This window comes from Acidovorax sp. BoFeN1 (genome assembly GCF_003345135.1).
Classification (GTDB): Bacteria; Pseudomonadota; Gammaproteobacteria; order Burkholderiales; family Burkholderiaceae_C; genus Acidovorax; species Acidovorax defluvii.
In genome coordinates, this window is the sequence record NZ_QOZT01000076.1 from 1 (window position 1) to 19,032 (window position 19,032).

Genomic DNA, 19,032 nt, shown 5'->3' on the forward strand with positions numbered 1-19,032 from the left:
GCCTGACGCCGCCCTGACACCCCACCTGTGGTCTCGGGAATTCCCGCTAGGGCGTTTGGCGTTGCAGTTTGATACTCTTGACCCATCTCATCACTTTTCTTGCCAGCGGTTGCGCTGCAACGTCTGTACCCATGTCCTCCATGCACCGTTTTCTTTCGATCCTGTGCGTTGCACGCCGCCCTTCGTGGGGCGCAATGGCCGTAGGCAGCTTGCTGCTGGGCGCGGCCTGCCTGCCTGCACAGGCCCAGATCGGCAGCTCCACGCCCGTGCGCATCGGTGTGGTGGGGCCTTTCACTGGCCCCTCTGCCGATTTTGGTGTGCCCATGCTCAATGGCATCAAGCTGGCGGTGGATGAAATCAACGCAGTGGGTGGCTACCTGGGGCGGCCGCTGGAACTGGTGGTCAAGGACGACGCGGCCGACCCGGACCAGGGGCGCAAGGTGAGCCAGGAGCTGCTCAAGGAAAAAGTGGTTGCCGCGATCGGCTTTTGCAACACCGGCGTGGCGATGAAGGCCATCGACCTGTTCCAGGACACCAAGACCCCGCTGATCGTGCCCTGCGCCACCGGCACGGCCGTCACCGCCAAATACCCCGCCCCCGAGAGCTACATCTTTCGCGTGACGGGGCGCGATGCGCTGCAGGCCCCGTTCATGGTCGAGGACATCGTCAAGCGCGGCTGGGACAAGGTCGCCATCTTTGCCGACACCACCGGCTATGGCGAAGGCGGCTACAACGACGTGGTGGCCGCCCTGGCCGCCAAGAACCTCAAGCCCGTGCATGTGTCGCGCTTCGCGCTGGGCGTGAAAGACCTCTCGGCCGAACTCGCCGCCGCGCGCACCGCCGGCGCCGAAGTGATCTACAGCTACACCGTGGGCCAGGAAAACGCCGTCATCGCCAATGGCAAGAAGGCCCTGGGCTGGAAGGTGCCGCAGGTGGGCCCCTGGACGCTGTCGTTCCCGTTCTTCCTGGATGGCGCCAAGGATGCCGCCGAAGGCGCGCTGATGGTGCAGACCTTCATTGCCGAGCCCAGCAACGAGCGCCGGGCGTCCTTTTTGTCGAGCTACACCCGCAAATACCAGCGCAAGGTGGCCGTGCCCATGGCAGCCGCCAACGCCTACGACGCCACCTACCTGCTGATGTATTCGTTTCTGGGCATCCGCGACGGCAACCTGGCCGGCAAGGCCATCAAGGAATCGCTCGAAGGCAAGATGAAAACCTATTACGGCGTGGTGTCCACCTACGAAAAGCCCTTCAGCGTGGACGACAAGGACGCCATCACGCGCAACATGCTGGTCATCGGCATGGTCAAAAACGGCGCCATTACCTTTGCCTACCCCGAAGACGCCAAGCGCAATCTGATCATCCAGCGCAAGCAGTGACCAAGGAATGCCTCCAACCGGCTAACGTCGTTGAAGAGCCTTGCCGTGCAATCGCACTGTCTGCGGCTCTCCGCCTGGTTATCCGGTGGAAGGCAATCCTTAGAAGCACCCCCCTGAAGAGACCCCCCAAGCCTGCGATCCGCCGCGCATTCGCCCTGTGCGATGACCCCCGCCTGACTTTGCGCTGACCGTGGCCCGGACCGCACCGCCCCGGCGCCGGGCGCAGCACCGACAATCTTTCCCGTGCTGTCTGTCCTCCTCATCACCTTCCCCTTCTTCGCGCTGGTGCTGTGCGGCTATCTGGCCGCCCGGCGCGGCGTGCTGCCGCAGCCGGCCATTCCGGGGCTCAACGCCTTCGTGCTGTATTTCGCGCTGCCGTGCATGCTGTACCGCTTTGGCGCCAGCACCCCCATCGCACAGCTGCTCGACCCGGCCGTGGCCGGCGTCTACCTGCTGTGCGCGCTGGTCATGGTGGGCGCCGCGGTGGCCCTCACGCGCAATGCGCGCATCGGCTGGAACGACGCCGCCTTTGGCGCCCTGGTGGCCGCCTTCCCCAACACCGGCTTCATGGGCGTGCCGCTCTTGGTGGCGCTGCTGGGCGCGCAAAGCGCGGGCCCGGCCATCGTCACCATCGTGGTGGACATGGTCATCACCAGCTCGCTGTGCATTGCGTTGTCACGCCTTGACGGCGCGGGCACCCACGGCGTGGGCGTGGCGCTCAAGAGCGCCTTCAAGGGCATGGCCACCAACCCCATGCCCTGGTCCATTGCGCTGGGGGCGCTGGCCTCGGCGTTGCAGTTCACCCTGCCCGGCCCGGTGGAAAAAACCGTGGCCATGCTGGCCGACGCCGCCTCGCCCGTGGCGCTGTTCACCATCGGTGCCGTGCTGGCGCGCTCGCAAATGAACCAGCACGAACAGGTGCTGGTGCGCGACTACGTGCCCATTGCCCTGGCCAAACTGCTGGTGCACCCGCTGCTGGTGTGGTCGGTGGGTACGGCGGCCATCGCCCTGGGTGTGCCGCTCACGCCCTTTGCGCTGACGGTGCTGGTGCTGCTGGCCGCCCTGCCCAGCGCCAGCAATGTCTCGCTGCTGGCCGAACGATTCGGCGCCCACAACGGCCGCATTGCGCGCATCATTCTGGTGTCCACTGCGCTGGCGTTCCTGAGCTTTTCGGGGGCGGTGGCGTTGCTGACCTGAGTGCTTATATTTTGATAGCTGCTGGCGCTTATTGCATAAGGGCTGTTGCAAGCTCAAGCGCAATAAAAACTCAGTGCGCTGATGCAGGTTGCTGGCTCAAGCGGCTGTAAATCCGCACTTTTTCCGCCGTGGTGTCCGACCAGCTGAACCTTTCTGCATAAGCCCGCGTTGAGGTGTGCAGAGGGTAGTTGCTGCGCAGGTGCGCCACCGCCTGGGCAATGCCAGCCGGCGTATTGCTGGGCATTAAGACGCCAGCCTCGGGCGAGGTGATGACCTCCGGTGTTCCCCATATATTGCTGGCGACCACCGGGGTGCCGCATGCCATCGACTCCAGGAGCACGTTGGCCCAGCCTTCCCGGCTGGAGGCCAAAACCAGGGCGTCGCAGGCACCGTAGTAAAGGCAAAGCTCTTTTTGCGACAGCACACCCAGAAACTTGACGCGGTTCTGAACACCGAGATCCGTGGCCAGTTTTCTGAGCTTGTTCTCGTCGGGGCCGCCGCCTGCGATGGCGAGGGTCACGTCGGGCATCAACGCGAGCGCGGCAATGGCGCGGTGATGCCCTTTTCGTGCCACCAGGTAACCCACCGACAGCAAGGTAAAGCCGCTGATTCCCAGCGCTGACCGCGTGGTGGGCCGGTCGACGGGTTTGAACAATTCCAGATCGACGCCGTCGCGCAGCGGCATGATGTCTTCGCGCGCCAAGCCAATCTTTTTCAGTTCAGTCTTCAGGGCTTCACAGACCGTCACGACGGCCGCAGCATTTTTGCCTGCCCACACTATCATTTTCCGGGGCAGGTAAAACTTCGGGATCAGGTTGATGTCTGTGCCCAGGGCGCTGATGACGACGGGTTTGTTGAAGTAGCGCCCCAGCAGCGTTGCTGCCACCCCGTCAGGGTAGAAGTAATGCGCATCGATGACGTCAAATTGAAAGCCTTCGTCCATCAGTCTGGCTATCGCGGACCTGGAAGCCATGGCCATCAAAAACGGCGCGATATGCATGCCCATCTTGGGCGGCAGAAAGTACCGGGGGTGTAGCACGCGCACGCCACTGCGCATTTCCTCTGTGGGCACTTTCGCAAAGCCCGCATAGTCGCCGAACATCTTGTGCGTGAACGGGAACCATGGCACCGGCGCCACCACCACCGTTTCGATCTTGCCCGTCTCCATGACCTTCTTCAGAGCGGTTTCCGTGAAGATGCCGTGATGCTGTTTGACGGCATTGGGGTACAGGGTAGAGAACGTGAGTATTTTCATGGCGGTAAAAAGTGACGTCGTTCGGATGCAAAGAGGGATGAGACCGTTGGTGAATCCGCTTCTTTGCGCGGGGATCAATGCATGGTGTCTTGAGGGGGGGGCGGCTGCTGTGCCGCTACTTCACGGGGGCCATGGGTTGCCGCGCTCAGGAAGAGGTCGCCATAGCGCTGGATCACTGTCTCAAGGCTGTATCGGCGCTGCACCGAGATGAGCGCTTCTTGCGCCTGGGCGTTCGGCCGGCCCGATTGGCTGAGCCGCAGCAGTTCGGTCGCCAGCGCGGTGGCGTCGCCCGAGGGCACCAGGCTGCCGCACCGGCCCTGGTCCAGCACGTCCGCGTTGCCGCCAACGTTGGTGGCCACGATGGCCAGGCCCGTGGCCATGGCCTCCTGGAGGGCGCACGACGTCGCTTCTGAAAGGGACGGGAGGACGAAGCAGTCGAACGATCGCAGGATGTCTGCAATGTCCGAACGCGCGCCCGGCAGCCAGGCGCGGTCGCTCAACCCTTCGTTGTGCAGCCGCTGTGCCATCTCGCTGTGCAATGGCCCGTCACCCACCATGGCCAGCCGCAGGCGTTCTGTGCCGGGAGCGCCCGAACGCACCAGGTGGACAAAGGCGTCCACCAGCAGCAAGGGGTTCTTGATGTCCGCCTGGCGCCCCACCGTGCCAATGACCCAGTGCCGTTCGCACTGGAACGGAAAACCCACCGGCAAGGCGTCGTCGCTGGTGCGCGGACGAAACACACGCGTGTCCACACCATTGGGGATCAGGTGCACGCGCTCAGCGGCCGCTCCGACCTGCGCACACTGGCGCGCCTGGTCCACTGACACCGCCACGTATTGGCTCACAAAGGGGCGATAAAGCCGTCTGAGCAGGCGGTAGCGCGCCGATTTGCCATTGATTTCATGCAAGTCCAGTCCGTGCTCGACATGCACACGCAGCGGAACCCGCGCGAGTGCCGCCACGGGCACGAACTCCAGCGCCCCCAGGTTGCAGCTGTGGAGCACGTCGGGCCTCAGGCGACGCAACAGTCGATAGATCTTGGGGTACAGGGCATAGGGCTGCCCCGGCGGCTTGTTGAGCGCGATGAGCTCCACATCCGTTCCATCAAGACGCCGGGCAAACTCGGGGTCGATGTCACTGAGTGCGATGACGGTGTGCCGAAACGATGTGCGCGGCAGGTGCCGAATGAGTTGCACCACCACGTTTTCCATGCCACCCGTGCCAAGCCGATAGACAAGGTGGGTGACGTGGCAGGGAGGGACGTGCATTGGGTCACTCTATGACGGTCTGCCAGAAAATGCCACCGCTAAATGGCCAGCGTACTTATCGTCTGGCTGCGCGGGCCGGCCCGGTTGGTACAGGCCACCCGTTGCGAGCGGACACCGGCGAATTGCCTCGAATGGCGGGCGCCGAGCCGTTGCGGCCGCTCGCTCACATGGCGCAAGCGATCGTTTCGCGGTGAACTCTGGCGCTTCAGCGCTGGCCCATACGTCGCACGCAATGCAGGGGTTTTTGCAATGCGTCGAACGCCTGCACCCGCGTACCGCTTTAAAATGAAACGTTAACCGAAAGAACCGTCACGGCCGTGGCCCTGAAAGGCTTTCATTCTTGAAACCAAAGGTGGTGAAGATGAACAAGCCTTTTATTGCTCTGTGCCCCGAGATCACCCGGGCCAACGCGCTGACCCTGATGGACTGGCTGGAAGACGAGGACGTCACCCGCTACCTGAGCGATTCGCGCCATGTCTCCCGGTTCATCGAGCAGGTCATCGGGCGCGTCCAGTTGCCGATTCTGACCCATCTGTTCAACCAGGGCGGCCGGTTCTTCATGGCCTACGACGGGCAGGACGTGCCGGTGGGCTTTGTGCGCCTCGTCAAGGTGGGACGGGACTGCGAAATGGTGCTGGTCATCGGCAACCGCGACAACTGGGGCCGCAAGCTCGGCGCCAGCGCCATCCGCGAAGGCATGAAGCTCGCCTTCTTCGACATGCGGGCCGAGAAGCTCATCGCCAAGATCCACCCGGACAATGCGCGCTCGCTGAAGGCCTTCCTGCACAGCGGCTTTTTGCTGGAAAGCGAAACGCCTGCGATGAAGTCGCTTTCCATGAGCTCGGAGCGCTATCTCCGGCTCTTGCGCGAAAGCCCTGCGGTGCACGCCGCCGACATCTACATCACCGAGATTGACAAGGCCCGGCTCAGGAGCCTGGTCGAGCTTGACCGCGGCTCGGAGGTTTTTGAGCTGGAGCACGAGATCGAGCGGGCCATCGTCGTCGATCCCTGGAACGTGGCCGAGGATGTTGTCACGATGAACTCCCGGGCCTTGCTGCAGGTGGACGACGAGGAACTGGAAGTGGCGCTGGTGTACCCGGAGGACGCGGACGACCGTGCCGGGAAACTGTCGGTTTGCTCCGGCATCGGCACCGCGATCCTGGGCTACAAGGCGGGCGATGCCTTCAGCTGGCGGATTCCGGACCGGACCTGCCACATCCGGATTGAAAAAGTGCTTTACCAGCCGGAAGCCGCGGGCGACTTCCACTTGTAGGTTGGCACGCTGCGCTGCAGCGGCAGATCGTGCATGCGCACCCACGGCGTACCGAGGTGCCGCTTCGGCTCTGTGATTTACATCCATTTCGATAGCTTCGAGGGATGATCTGCATAACTCCCTGCGGTCTGTGGCAGCGCGGTCTCGGGCGGTCCGCTGCGTTGCTTTTCTTGCCAATAGCGGGGCTATTGGCTGCAAAAAGACGCCTTGCGGCCCATCCCGATCCGCACTACCACCGACGCGCGAGGGTTATGCAGGTCATCCTTAGCGCTTGTCCAGCAAGCGCAAGAGCCAAAAACCATCTCAAATCGCCAGCGGGTCCACATCCACCAGCCAGCGGATCAGGCCCTTGTGCTCGGGCTGGCTGCGGGTGGTTTGCAGCACGGGCTGCCAGGCGGCCAGAAAGCGCTGCAGCGCAGCGCGGCTGGGGCTTTCCATGAGCATCTGGGCGCGTTCTACATTGGCCACGCGCTGGATGGTGAGGGGCACGGGCGGGAACAGGGTCACCAGGTCGAGCCCAGGCAGGCCCGTCGCATGGGCTGCGGCGGTGGCGGCCGACAGGAATCCCTGGGCCACCTCCTGCGTGCGGGCGTCGGCCCGTACCAGCGCCTGGTATGAGAACGGGGGCATGGCGGCCTCTTCGCGTTCCTTCAATTGCTGGGTGGCAAAGGCGGGGTAGTCGTGCGTGCGCAGCGCCTCGAACACGGCGTGCTGGGGGTGAAAGCTCTGCACCCACATTTCGCACTGCGTGCCCTGCGCGGCCATGTAGGCGGCGTCGCGCCCGGCGCGTCCTGCGGCCTGCATGAGCAGTGCAAACAGCCGCTCAGGCGCACGAAAGTCGCTGCTGAACAGGGCGCCGTCGGGCTGCACGGCGGCCACCAGCGTGATGCGCCGAAAGTCGTGGCCCTTGGCAATCATCTGCGTGCCCACCAGCACATCCACCTCGCCCGAATGCACCTGCGCCAGCTGCGCCTCCAGCGCGCCCTTGGCCTTGGTGGTGTCGGCGTCGATGCGGGCGATGCGGGCAGGGTCGCCATCGGGCCGCTGCACGTTGCGCAGCAGGGCGCCCAGTTGCTCTTCGAGCTGCTCGGTGCCCCGGCCCATGGGGTGGATGTCGGGGCTGCCGCAGCTGGGGCAGTGGTGGGGCACGCGCACCGTGAACCCGCAGTGGTGGCAGCGCAGGGTGCGGTCGGTCTTGTGAAAGACCTGGTGCGCGCTGCAGTGGGGGCAGTCGCTTTTCCAGCCGCAGTCCACGCAGTGCAGCACGGGGGCATAGCCGCGGCGGTTCAGCAAGATCATGCTTTGCTCGCCACGCGCCACGCGCTCGGTGATGGCCTGCAGCAGCGGCGCGCTGAACACGGTGCGACGGGGCTGCTGGTTCATGTCCACCCGCCGCACGCGGGCCAGGGCGCCGGCACCGATTCGGCTGGGCATGTGCAGTCGCACGTAGCGCCCGCCCTCGGGGTCTTCGGGCGTGGGCGGGCGGCTGGCGTGCCAGCTTTCCAGCGACGGCGTGGCCGAGCCCAGCAGCACCTTGGCGCCCTGCTCGCGCCCGCGCCAGATGGCCAGGTCGCGCGCCGAGTAGCGGGCGCCTTCCTGCTGCTTGTAGCTGGGGTCGTGCTCCTCATCGACCACGATGAGTTTTAGCCCCGGCAGGCTGGCAAACACCGCCATGCGCGTGCCCAGCACAATGCGCGCGCTGCCGCTGTGCGCGGCCAGCCAGCTTTTCAGGCGCTGCGGGTTGGTCATGCCGCTGTGCAGCGACACCACGGCGCCCGCACCAAAGCGGGGGGCAAAGCGGCCCACAAAGCGCTCTTCGAGCTGCGGCGTGAGGTTGATCTCGGGCACCATCACCAGCGCCTGGGCCGGAAATCCATCGCCCTTGTCGGTCTCCAGCATTTCCTGCACGCAGCGCAGGTACACCTCGGTCTTGCCGCTGCCGGTGCTGCCAAACAGCAGGAAGGGGCCTTTTTCGGCAGCAATTCGGGCTCTGGCGCTCTCCTGCTCTGCGGTAAGTGCTATGTTTTCAATAGTGTCTGACGTGTCGCCTGCCGGCGTGGCCGGGCGGCGCAGGCGCCGGGCCAGCTGCTCGGGGTTCAGGTCGCGCAGCTGCGGGGGCAGGGCGGCCAGGGCCACCTCGCCCAGCGCGCGCTGGTAGTAGCGCGCCGCAAACGCCACCAGGCGGCGCCAGTGCGCATCGAGCGGCGCCACGCCTTCCAGCACCCCGGCAATGGCGCGCAGGGTGGCGCCGTCGGGCAACTCGCCGGTGGCCTGGTCGCCATCCCACACCACGCCCAGCACCTCGCGGCTGCCCAGCGGCACGCGCACCAGCGTGCCGGGCGCAAGCGGGCGCTCACTGGCGTAGCTCAGCAGGTCGCCCACGCCGCTGTGCGACGGGGTGTGCAGGGCCACATGGACGATGGAGGGATGAACAGGCAAGGGTTACAACCGCTTGTTGATGTGGTGCGGGGATGTGGCGGCTAAGTGCTTGATCTGGCAGGCATTGGGGAGTAATCCCGGATTTCTGTGGATAACTTTGTTGACATCCTGCCGGGATGCGCTGCCAGGCCGCATGAATACTGGCTTGCAACAGATTGCCCGGAAAAATGGCGCCGGCAAAAAATCCTTATGAATCAATCATCTGAAGAAATTTTTGCGAAATTTTTGTGGTAGCGCGCTCACCCGTCATTTTGCTGCGCCGCACCACCATTTGTGTGCATAAGTCGTACAGCCGGGGTACGTCAAGAGGGGAAAACGCCCCCGTTTTGTGCTAGCCGTTGGCGGGGATCTTCAAAAACTGGTTCACTTTGGGCTCCAAGTCCTTGATTTCACAAGGTATTTGCAGGAAATTCAGAATTTCTGTGGATAACTTTGTTGATATCCCCTGGATTTGGCTTGCAAGCCCTTGAAATTACGTGCTCTGGCTAGATTGCCCAGAAAATAGGCATTGGAATTAACTCGTTTGAAATCAAATACTTAGATCAAACTTTGCGAGCTGTCAAAGATTGTTTCGACGGGGCGCACGGGGCAGGGCGTGGTGGCGGCCGCTGCGCCCGGTTTGTGCATAACCAGGGCCGGGACGCCCCCGGCTGGTGCACGGGGCGGTTGCCCCTGTGTTCACCGCTGGCGCTGCGCCCGTGAGTAGCCATGCACTGCCTCGACCAGCGCCGCCACATGCTCGGGTGGCGTGAACTGGCTGATGCCGTGGCCCAGGTTGAAGATGTGCGTGGGGCCGGTGGTGGTCTTGTCGGTGTGCGGCTTGCCGAAGCTGTCGAGCACGGCATGCACCTGGGTCACGATCTGCGCGGGCGGGGCAAACAGCACATTGGGATCGATGTTGCCTTGCAGCGCCTTGCCGGGGCCGCCCACCTGGCCGCCGACAATGGCGCGCGCCTTGCCCAGGTTGGCCGTCCAGTCCAGGCCCAGCACCTCGCAGTCGATGTCCTTCATGTCGTCGAGCCAGATGCCGCCGCCCTTGGTGAAGACGATGCGCGGCACGTCGGTGCCGTCCACGCCGGTGCGCTTGAGTTGCGCCAGCACGCGGCGGGTGTAGGCCAGGCTGAACTCCTGAAACGCGCCGTCGGCCAGCACGCCGCCCCAGCTGTCAAAAATCATCACGGCCTGGGCGCCCGCGTCGATCTGGGCGTTCAGGTACTGCGCCACGGCGTCGGCGTTCACGGCCAGGATGCGGTGCATCAGGTCGGGGCGGCTGTACATCAGCGTCTTGACAAGGCGGTAGTCGTCCGAGCCCTTGCCCTCGACCATGTAGCAGGCCAGCGTCCAGGGGCTGCCCGAAAATCCGATCAAGGGAACACGGCCATTGAGCGCCTTGCGGATGCTGGTGACGGCGTCAAACACGTAGCGCAGCTTGTCCATGTCGGGCACGGCCAGTTGGGCCACGTCGGCCTCGGTGCGGATCGATTGGGCAAAGCGTGGGCCCTCGCCCTCGGCAAACGTCAGGCCCAGGCCCATGGCGTCGGGCACGGTGAGGATGTCGCTGAACAAAATGGCAGCGTCGAGCGGGAAACGCTCCAGCGGCTGCAGGGTCACTTCGGTGGCGTAGTCCACATTGGTGGCCAGACCCATGAAGCTGCCCGCCTGGGCACGCGTGGCCTTGTATTCAGGCAAATAGCGGCCCGCCTGGCGCATCAGCCACAGGGGGGTGTAGTCGGTGGCTTGGCGGCGGCAGGCGCGCAAAAAGGTGTCGTTGGTGAGGGGGGCGAAGGTGGTGCTCATGCCCGCAATTGTCGCAGGGCGCGCTGGCGCAGGCCACTGGCCCGGGTTTCGGTCTGGAAGAAGCGGTCCTCCTGCTGCGTCGGCCTGCTCGCGGGGATGGGCCGCAAACGCTGTACATCCAGCGGGTTGTGGTTCGAAGTTTGGGTGTTTTTGGCTTCTGGCCATTGATGAATAAGCGCTATAAGCTATTAATTTAATAGCGTTCCGATCTTGCCTGCCTCCAGCAGCCTTGTCAGCAGCGGGTGCATGACCTTGCGTGCGCTGTAGATCAGGTGAAACTGCTCCTGCACCTCGGGCGTGCTGCCCACCTGCACCAGTCCGTGGGTTTGCGCCAGGTGCTCGCCCAGCGATACCGGCGCGGGCATCACGCCCATGCCGGTGGCGGCAAAGGTGCTCAAGAGGGCGCTGTCTTCAAACTCGCCGGCAATCCGCGGGCGGATGCGCTCGCGCTCCAGCCAGTGGTCGATGCGTGCGCGCATGGCGGCGTGGTCGGTGGGCAGCAGCACCGGCACCACGGCCAGGCTGTGCGGAAAGCCGTTGGCCGCTGCCTCGGCCCATAGCGGCGGGGCATACCAGGCAATGGCGCTGCTGCCCAGCAGCTGGCTGGTGGTGCGCAGGGCGGGGTTGGGGGGCGCCGCGCGGTCGGCCAGCACGGCGTCGAGCTTGTGCAGTGCCAGCTCGCCCAAAAGCGGCTGAAATTCGCCCTCATGGCACAGCAGCCGCAGGTGGGGCTCGTCCAGCACGGGCGTCAGCAGCCGGTGCACGGCCAGCTTGGCAATGCCGTCAGAGATGCCCAGGTTCAGCCGCAGCGTCTGGCCGCTGGCGGCCTCGCGCACGCGCACGGGCAGCAGCTCACCCAGCGCAAAGATGTGGTCGGCCTCGTGCAGCGCCGCCACGCCGGCGTCGGTCAGCACCAGGTTGCGGCCCTCACTGCGCAGCAGGCTTACGCCCAGCGACTTTTCCAGCTCGCGCACCTGGGCGCTGATGGTCTGCACGGCCATGTCCAGCCGCTCGGCGGCGCGGGCAATGCCGCCTTCCTTGGCCACCACCCAGAAGTAGAAAAGATGGCGGTAATTGAAGCTTTGGCTCATGGGGGGCTTTCGGTGGGTGAAGCGGTGGGGTTCGTAAAAACCGAACCAATGCTACCAATTTGACAGGTTTTTAAGAATCGATGCCGCCCCTACAGTGCAGCCCTGTGCCCAAGGCGAGCGGTGGGCAAAACAAATTCCCTTTCGGAGAAAAAGCATGGAAACGATAGGAACCTGGTGGATGTGGGCGGGATTTGCCGTCTTTGTGGTGGTGGCCATTGCCATCGACCTGTTGGTGATGGAGCGCCAGGGCGCGCACAAGGTCACGATGAAAGAGGCCGTGCGCTGGAGCGTTTTGTGGTTCTCGCTGGCCTTTGTGTTTGTGGCCATCCTGTGGTGGTATCTGGACGGCAGCCAGGGCCGTGAGGTGGCCAATACGGTGTCAATGCAGTTCATCACCGGCTATCTGGTGGAAAAAAGCCTGTCGATCGACAACATCTTCGTGTTTTTGATGCTGTTCAGCTACTTTGCCGTGCCGCCGCAATACCAGAAGCGCGCGCTCATCATCGGCATCATCGGCGCCATCGTGCTGCGCACGCTGCTGATTCTGGTGGGCGCCTGGCTGCTGGCCACCTTCCACTGGCTTTTGTATGTATTTGGCGCATTTCTGGTGTTTACCGGCGCGAAAATGTGGTTTGCCGCAGGGCAGGAGCCCGACATTGCCACCAATCCGGTGCTCACCCTGCTGAAAAAGCGCATGCGCATCACTGACCGGTTTGACGGCGAAAAGCTCAGCACCATGATCGACGGCGTCAAGCACTACACCCCGCTGTTCGTGGTGCTGGTGCTGATCGGCACCACCGACATCATCTTTGCGGTGGACAGCATCCCCGCCATCTTTGCCATCACCAGCGACCCGTTCATCGTGCTCACGGCCAACATCTTCGCCATCCTGGGCCTGCGCGCGCTGTATTTCCTGCTGGCCGACCTGGCCAACCGCTTTCACCTGCTGGCCTATGGCCTGGCCCTGGTGCTGGTGTTCATCGGCGGCAAGATGCTGCTCATCGACCTGGTGAAGATCCCGATTGGCTATGCCCTGCTGGTCACGGCTGCGCTGATCGCCGGCTCCATCGTGCTGTCGCTGCGGGCGTCGAGCCAAGGCTCGCCGGCCCTGCCCCCCAAAGGCTGAGTGTTGACCGCCATGCAGATGCTGTGCAGCTTGCGCCGCTGGTTACGGGGGCTGGAGCCCCGCGTGCGGAGCCACATGGACCGGCCCTGGCTGCTGCGCCTGCAGCCCTGGCTGGAGCAGCGCGCGCTGTTCCGTTTTCAGCGCCAGCCGCTGGCCCGGGGTGTAGCGGCGGGCATGTTCTGCGGGCTCATTCCCGGCCCGCTGCAGTTGCCTGGCACCCTGCTGGCCTGCGCCTGGCTGCGCGGCAATGTGGTGGCGGGCGGCATGACCACGTTCTATACCAACCCCCTGACGATCGTGCCGCTGTATGCGCTGGCCTTTTACCTGGGCGCGCTGGTGATGCCCGGAGAACAGGTCATGCCCGCCTGGGGCAGCGTGGCACCCGACGGCGCGTTTTCAGTGCAGGCGCTGGCCGCATGGATGCAGGCCCTGGGCACCCCGCTGCTGGTGGGGTTGCCCACGCTGGGGCTGCTGCTGGCAGCGCTGGGTTATGTGGCCGTGCACATCCTGTGGCTGGCGCCGGCCGTGCAGCGCGGGCGCCGCTGGCAGCGCTGCCGCGCGGCAGTTGGCACCACACCGCCTGCGGAGCATTGACCAGCCGGTGTCGATGCGCGCAGCCCGGATGGCGGCGGAGATCTCAGAGTGCCGGAACCATAAAAATGGAATCAGGCCGTGGCCCGCCCCAGTGCCTGGTCGATATCCCACAGGATGTCGTCCACGTCCTCGATGCCGACGCTCAGGCGCACCATGTCGGCGCTCACGCCGGCCCGGGCCAGTTCTTCGTCATTGAGCTGGCGGTGCGTGGTCGAGGCGGGGTGGATCACCAGCGTCTTGGCGTCGCCAATGTTGGCCAGGTGGCTCAAAAACTCGCACGCGTCGATGAACTTCTCGCCCGCGGCCGCGCCGCCACCCTTTGCACTTTTGACGCCAAAGGTCAGGATGCCCGAGGCGCCGGGGTGGCCGTCCACCGCGCGGAACTGCTTGTGCGCCAGCGCGTGGTACGGCGAGCCGGGCAGGCCCGGGTAGTTGACCCACTGCACCTGCGGGTGGCCCTGCAGAAACTGCGCCACCTTCAGCGCGTTGCGGCAGTGCTCGCGCATGCGCAGGTGCAGCGTTTCGGCGCCCTGCAGCAACTGCCAGGCGTTCATGGGCGAGAGCACGCCGCCAAAGGTGCGGTTGACCTCCATGCGCGCCTTCATGGTGTAGCCAAAATCGCCAAAGGTCTCGTAGAACTTTACGCCGTGGTACGCACGGCTGGGTTCCACCATCTCGGGGAACTTGCCGTTGTCCCACGGAAACTTGCCGCCTTCCACCACCACGCCGCCCATGGTGGTGCCGTGGCCGCCGATGTACTTGGTGGCGCTGTGCACCACGATGTCGGCGCCAAACTGCAGCGGGTTGCACAGGTAGGGGCTGGCCACGGTGTTGTCGATGACCAGCGGCACGCCGTGCGCGTGCGCCACGTCCGCGATGGCGGCGATGTCGAGCACGTTGACCAGCGGGTTGCCGATGGTTTCGCCATACACCGCGCGCGTGTTGGGGCGCATGGCGCGGGCAAAGTTCTCGGGGTCGGCCGGGTCGACAAACGTGGTCTCGATACCGAGGCGCGCAAACCCCACGCCCAGCTGCCCCACCGTGCCGCCATACAGCGTGCTCGCGGCCACGATGTGGTCGCCGGTTTTGAGAATGGCCAGCAGCGCCGCCATCTGCGCGGCCATGCCGCTGGCGCAGGCCAGCGCGGCGCGGCCGTTTTCCAGGCTGGCGATGCGTTCCTCGAACACCGCCACCGTCGGGTTGCTGATGCGGCTGTAGACATTGCCGAAGGTTTGCAGGTTGAACAGGCTGCTGGCGTGCTCGGCGCTGTCAAACACAAAGCTCGTTGTCTGGTGGATGGGCGTGGCGCGCGCGCCGGTCACCGGGTCGGGCTGGGCGCCGGCGTGGATGGCGCGGGTGCCAAAACCATAGGCATGGTCGGCTTGGTGGGGAGAGTTGCTCATGGCGGTTTGGCATCAAATTGGCCGCAAGCGCTTATTTATAAAGCGCAAGCAGCTATTAAAACAGGAGTGGCCAGTCAGTAGGGCAGCTGCCGCAGCCGCTTGGCGGTGATCACGCCGGTGTTCACGCCCATCCAGCCCAGGCCGCCAAACAGGCGCGCGTGTTCAATTTTTACGCAGCGGTTCTGTATGACCTGCAGGCCCGCGTCTTCGGCGCGCCGGGCAGCGTCTTCATTGACCACGCCGAGCTGCAGCCACAGGCAGCTGGCGCCAATGGCAATGGCATCCTCGGCCAGCGGTGGGATGTCTTCGCTTTTGCGAAAGCAGTCCACCATGTCGATGCGCCCGCCCTGGCGGGCGATGGCCTGCCCCGCGTCGGACAGGCTGGCGAAGCAGATCTCGCCCAGGATGCTGCCGCCGCCCTGCGCCACCACCGGGTTCACCGGCACGATGCGGTAGCCATGCGCCTGCATGTACTTGGCGGCAAAGAAACTGGGGCGGTGCCATTGCGGCGACAGGCCCACCACCGCAATGGTGCGGCAGCGGCCCAGCACGTCGCGCAAGGTGCTGATGGTGTCGGGGGTGCGGCTCATGCGTGGCAGTGTACGCAAGCATGACCGCGCATGTGCGCTGCCCGCCCCTTGCGCCGCTACAGGTCGGCCAGCACCGCCCGCACCTCGTCCACGCTCAGCACTTCCGTCAGCACCACCGGCGGCTTGCCGGGGCGGTAGAACACATACACGGGAACGCCGCTGCGGCCCAGCGCGGTGAGAGCCGCCGTGATGGCGGGGTCGCGGCGCGTCCAGTCGGCGCGCAGCAGGGCCACGTTCTTGGCTTGCAAGTCGGCCAGCACGTCGACGTTGGCCAGCGTGGTCTTCTTGTTGTATTGGCAGGTCACGCACCAGGCGGCCGTGAAGTCCACAAACACCGGGCGGCCAGTGGCCACGATCTGCTCGGCCGCGCCGGGTGTCCAGGGCTGCCAGCCGGTGCCCGTGCCTGCAGCGGCTTCGGCGCTGGATGCTGCCGTGGCGGTGGCTGCAGGGGTGGTCACCTGCGGTGCAAAGGCCCAGACCAGCAGCGCCAGCGCCGCGATGGACACAGCGCCCATCCACCAGCGGGCACGGCCCGCCAGCGACAGCGCCCACACCACCATGGCCAGCCCCACCAGAAGGATCAGCAGTGCGCCCGCGCCGTCGATGCCACTTTGCTGGCCCAGCACCCAGACCAGCCACACCACGGTGGCCAGCATGGGAAAGGCCATGAGCTTGCGGAAAGTGTCCATCCAGGCGCCGGGGCGCGGCAGTGCGCGGGCCACGGCGGGCACAAAGCTCGCGGCCAGGTACGGCAGCGCCAAGCCCAGGCCCAGCGCCGCAAACACGGCCAGCGCCTGCGGTGCGGGCAGTGTGGCCGTGAGGCCCAGTGAGGCGCCCATGAACGGCGCCGTGCAGGGCGAGGCCACGGCCACGGCCAGCACGCCGGTCAAAAAGCTGTCGGCCACTGGGTGGCGCGCCTGCAGGCTGGCCACCGACGACGGCAGGAAATGCCCGAACTCGAACACCCCAGCGAGATTCAGCGCAATCAGCGTGAACAGTGCCGCCAGCCCCGCCACCACGGCGGGCGACTGCAGCTGAAAGCCCCAGCCAATGGCCTCGCCCGCCGCGCGCAGGCCCAGCATGAGTGCGCCCAGCGCGATGAACGACAGCACCACGCCCGCCGTGTAGGCGATGCCACTGATGCGGTGGGCGCGGCGGTCTTGCGCATGCTGGGTGAACCCCACCACCTTGATGGCCAGCACCGGGAACACGCAGGGCATGAGGTTGAGGATGAGGCCCCCCAGCAAGGCGCCCAGGAGCGCAGCCGTGAGGGTGAGGGACGAGGCCCCGCCGCCTGGCGTTGCCGTTGCCGCATTGGTGGCGGCGGTGCCGCCCGCCTGCGCCGCATTGGCCTTGAGCGCAGCCTCCAGCGCGGGCGATACGGTGGCCACGGCAGCGCCCTGGGGCCAGGTGCCCAGCACCTTCAGCTCGGCGCGGTAGCCCGTGCGTGTGTCAGGGCCGGTGGCGTGGCCTGCGGTTTCTTGCCCGGATGTCTTCTCGGCCAGCACCACCGGCATCAGGCTGGGGCTGGCGCTGCGCTGGGGCGACAGCGGCACAGTGGCCGTCCACACGTTGCCGTTCCAGGCCTGGGGCCACGGCGCGGCGTTGTCGATGATCTCGCCGGTTTCGGGGAACAGGTCCAGCGTTTTGCCCCGCAGCGCCACGGGCAGGCCGTGCACGCTGATCTGCAGCGCGTTGCCATCGGCCAATTGCGCCTGGCTCTCTGGCCCGCTGCCGCCGGTGCCCGCCAGCACGGGTTGCGGCTGCGCCCTGGCGGCGGCCTCGAATGCGCCGCCGTGCAGCGCCGTGGTGCTCTGGATGGGCAGCTTCAGCGTGAACACGCCTTCTTCGGGGATGCACTCTTTGCGGCACACCAGCCACGAGGCGCGCAGCTCGATGGTGGCGTCCTTGGTCAGCGGGCCGGGGGCGAAGGTGCTGGCCACCGTTACGGGCACGGGCAGCAGCACCGTGCCTTCGTAGCCATAGTTGGCCAGCGTGCCGATGGGGATCTTTCGGGGCAGGGGCCAGGCGATTTCGCCAGCGTCCAGGCCGGCGGGCAGCGTCCAGACCAGTTCGGTGGGCAGGCCAGAGTCGCCGGGGTTCTTCCAGTAGGTGTGCCACTCGGGCTGGTGGGTGATTTGCAGGCCCAGCCACAGCGGCTGGCCGGGCGCCACGCCCTGGGGCGCATGGGCCAGCAGCTCGGCGCGCACATAGGGTGTGGTGACCACGCTGCCGGCTGCGGCGCTGGATTTTTGGCTAAATTGGGCGTTGGCGCCCGTGGATAGAGTGCTAGCAGCTATAAAAAGCAGAGCGAAAAAGAGGCGGGGGAGCAGGCGTTGGGGCATGGTTAGAGGGTGTGAGCGCTCGGCGCAGCGGTTGGTTCCGGCGCCCCCGGCCGGGCGCGCCGGAGCGCCCTGCCTGGAGCCCGCGGCCTGCCTTATTGTGCTGCCAGGTTCAACTGGGCCTGGGGCGTCCATTTTTCGTCGGGCTTGGCGGCCTTGGGTGCGGCGATGAACAGGCGCTCCTCGGGCAGCTTTTGCTCGGCCAGATAAGCCTTGACGGCCTGGCCGCGCTGTGTGGCCAGCTCGGTGGCCTCGTCTTCGGTGGCGGCGGGCAGGTGGGCCAGCAGCAGGGCTTCCATCTCGGGCACTGGCAGGTCTTTGGCCATGCCCACCAGGTTGCGCGGCTTGGGCATGTCGGCGCGGCGGTACACCTCTTTGAGCAGCGCCGGGTATTCGGCGGCCTGCACGGGGGTGGTGTCGGCGGGGGCCGCGCGGCGTTTTGCGGCGTGCACCAGCGCTTGCAGGCGCTCGCGCTGGATGGCGTCGCGTTCGCGCTCGAGGCTGGCCGTGCCGGTGACGGTGATCTTGAGCGCGGGCCGTTCGGTGAGCGCTTTGGCCACCTTGTCCAGGCCCTGCCGGGCCTCGGGCGTGAGGGCGGCACTGCCCGGGGCAAAGGCCACGCTGCTCAGTTCGTCACCACCGCCAAAAGCGCGGGCCAGCAGGCTGAACGGGGCGGTGATGGCCTTGCCGATCAGGTTGACGATGATTTTGAAGATGACGGGGCCGATGCGAAATTGCGGGTCGTTCAGCGAGCCGCTGATGGGCAGGTCGAGGTCGATCACGCCACGGCTGTCGGACAGCAGGGCCACGGCCAGCTTCACCGGCAGGCTGTTGGGGGCGCCCTCCACGGCTTCGCCGAAGGTCAGCTGGTTGAGCACCAGCTTGTTGCTGGCCGTGAGCTCGCCGTTGGGCAGCACCTTGTAGGACACATCCATGCTGAGCTTGCCGCGCTCGATGCCATGGCCCGCGTATTTCACCGAATAAGGCGTAAGGGGCGGCAGTTCGAGGTCGCGCACCTTGCCCTGGATATCGAGCGCCAGCGGCTTGGCCAGCGGATTGAGCTTGCCGGTGATCTCCAGCGATGCCGAGCCCTCGGCGCGCCCGCGCAGCTCCAGGTCGGCCAGCACGGGCTCGCTGCCCGCAGGTTGGGACGAGAACGCGCTGAGCTTGCCGGTCAGCTCGGTCAGGTCGGCCGAGTAGTTGGGCTTGATGAAAAAGTCCGAGAACAGCACCTTGCCGTTGACCAGGCTCACCGGGCCGAACACCACCACTGGGGCC

General features: G+C 65.6%; 14 protein-coding genes. 5 read left to right on the forward strand and 9 right to left on the reverse strand.

The window, feature by feature from the left end; genetic code table 11:
• Positions 1-194: 194 nt before the first annotated feature.
• Positions 195-1,379 (forward strand): ABC transporter substrate-binding protein, encoded by a 1,185-nt coding sequence (locus DTW89_RS15080; protein WP_114656539.1) that lies wholly within the window; start codon positions 195-197, stop codon positions 1,377-1,379.
• 243 nt (positions 1,380-1,622) lie between these two features.
• Positions 1,623-2,576, forward strand: a complete 954-nt coding sequence (locus DTW89_RS15085) for an AEC family transporter (protein WP_114656532.1) — start codon at positions 1,623-1,625, stop codon at positions 2,574-2,576.
• 70 nt (positions 2,577-2,646) lie between these two features.
• On the opposite strand, the gene DTW89_RS15090 is transcribed toward DTW89_RS15085, so the two are convergent.
• Entirely contained in the window at positions 2,647-3,831 is a 1,185-nt protein-coding gene (locus DTW89_RS15090) for a glycosyltransferase family 4 protein (protein ID WP_114656533.1), read from the reverse strand.
• Between the two features lie 74 nt (positions 3,832-3,905).
• Entirely contained in the window at positions 3,906-5,099 is a 1,194-nt protein-coding gene (locus tag DTW89_RS15095) for a glycosyltransferase (RefSeq protein WP_114656534.1), read from the reverse strand.
• A gap of 361 nt (positions 5,100-5,460) precedes the next feature.
• Between DTW89_RS15095 and DTW89_RS15100 the strand changes: the two genes are divergently transcribed.
• Entirely contained in the window at positions 5,461-6,372 is a 912-nt protein-coding gene (locus tag DTW89_RS15100) for a bifunctional GNAT family N-acetyltransferase/nucleoside diphosphate kinase regulator (protein WP_024813908.1), read from the forward strand.
• Between the two features lie 303 nt (positions 6,373-6,675).
• On the opposite strand, the gene priA is transcribed toward DTW89_RS15100, so the two are convergent.
• From priA to DTW89_RS15115, 3 genes are all read right to left on the reverse strand, one after another.
• Positions 6,676-8,811 (reverse strand): replication restart helicase PriA, encoded by a 2,136-nt coding sequence (gene priA / locus DTW89_RS15105; protein WP_114656535.1) that lies wholly within the window; start codon positions 8,809-8,811, stop codon positions 6,676-6,678.
• Between the two features lie 678 nt (positions 8,812-9,489).
• Entirely contained in the window at positions 9,490-10,608 is a 1,119-nt protein-coding gene (gene hemE / locus DTW89_RS15110) for a uroporphyrinogen decarboxylase (RefSeq protein ID WP_111868834.1), read from the reverse strand.
• A 188-nt stretch (positions 10,609-10,796) separates the two neighbouring features.
• Entirely contained in the window at positions 10,797-11,699 is a 903-nt protein-coding gene (locus DTW89_RS15115) for a LysR family transcriptional regulator (protein ID WP_111868836.1), read from the reverse strand.
• A 154-nt stretch (positions 11,700-11,853) separates the two neighbouring features.
• Between DTW89_RS15115 and DTW89_RS15120 the strand changes: the two genes are divergently transcribed.
• On the forward strand, positions 11,854-12,825 hold the full coding sequence (locus DTW89_RS15120; protein ID WP_114656536.1) for a TerC family protein: 972 nt from the start codon (positions 11,854-11,856) through the stop codon (positions 12,823-12,825).
• A 12-nt stretch (positions 12,826-12,837) separates the two neighbouring features.
• On the forward strand, positions 12,838-13,419 hold the full coding sequence (locus tag DTW89_RS15125; RefSeq protein ID WP_236637164.1) for a DUF2062 domain-containing protein: 582 nt from the start codon (positions 12,838-12,840) through the stop codon (positions 13,417-13,419).
• A 71-nt stretch (positions 13,420-13,490) separates the two neighbouring features.
• Here DTW89_RS15125 and DTW89_RS15130 read toward each other — a convergent pair whose 3' ends face one another.
• From DTW89_RS15130 to DTW89_RS15145, 4 genes are all read right to left on the reverse strand, one after another.
• On the reverse strand, positions 13,491-14,822 hold the full coding sequence (locus DTW89_RS15130) for an O-acetylhomoserine aminocarboxypropyltransferase/cysteine synthase family protein (protein WP_114656537.1): 1,332 nt from the start codon (positions 14,820-14,822) through the stop codon (positions 13,491-13,493).
• Positions 14,823-14,896: 74 nt separating this feature from the next.
• On the reverse strand, positions 14,897-15,412 hold the full coding sequence (locus DTW89_RS15135; protein ID WP_111867497.1) for a CoA-binding protein: 516 nt from the start codon (positions 15,410-15,412) through the stop codon (positions 14,897-14,899).
• A gap of 56 nt (positions 15,413-15,468) precedes the next feature.
• Positions 15,469-17,757, reverse strand: coding sequence for a protein-disulfide reductase DsbD family protein (locus DTW89_RS15140; RefSeq protein WP_114656538.1), 2,289 nt, complete (start codon positions 17,755-17,757; stop codon positions 15,469-15,471).
• 92 nt (positions 17,758-17,849) lie between these two features.
• Positions 17,850-19,032, reverse strand: a 1,183-nt coding sequence (locus tag DTW89_RS15145) for a DUF748 domain-containing protein (protein ID WP_114656541.1), incomplete at its 5' end; no start/stop codon positions are given.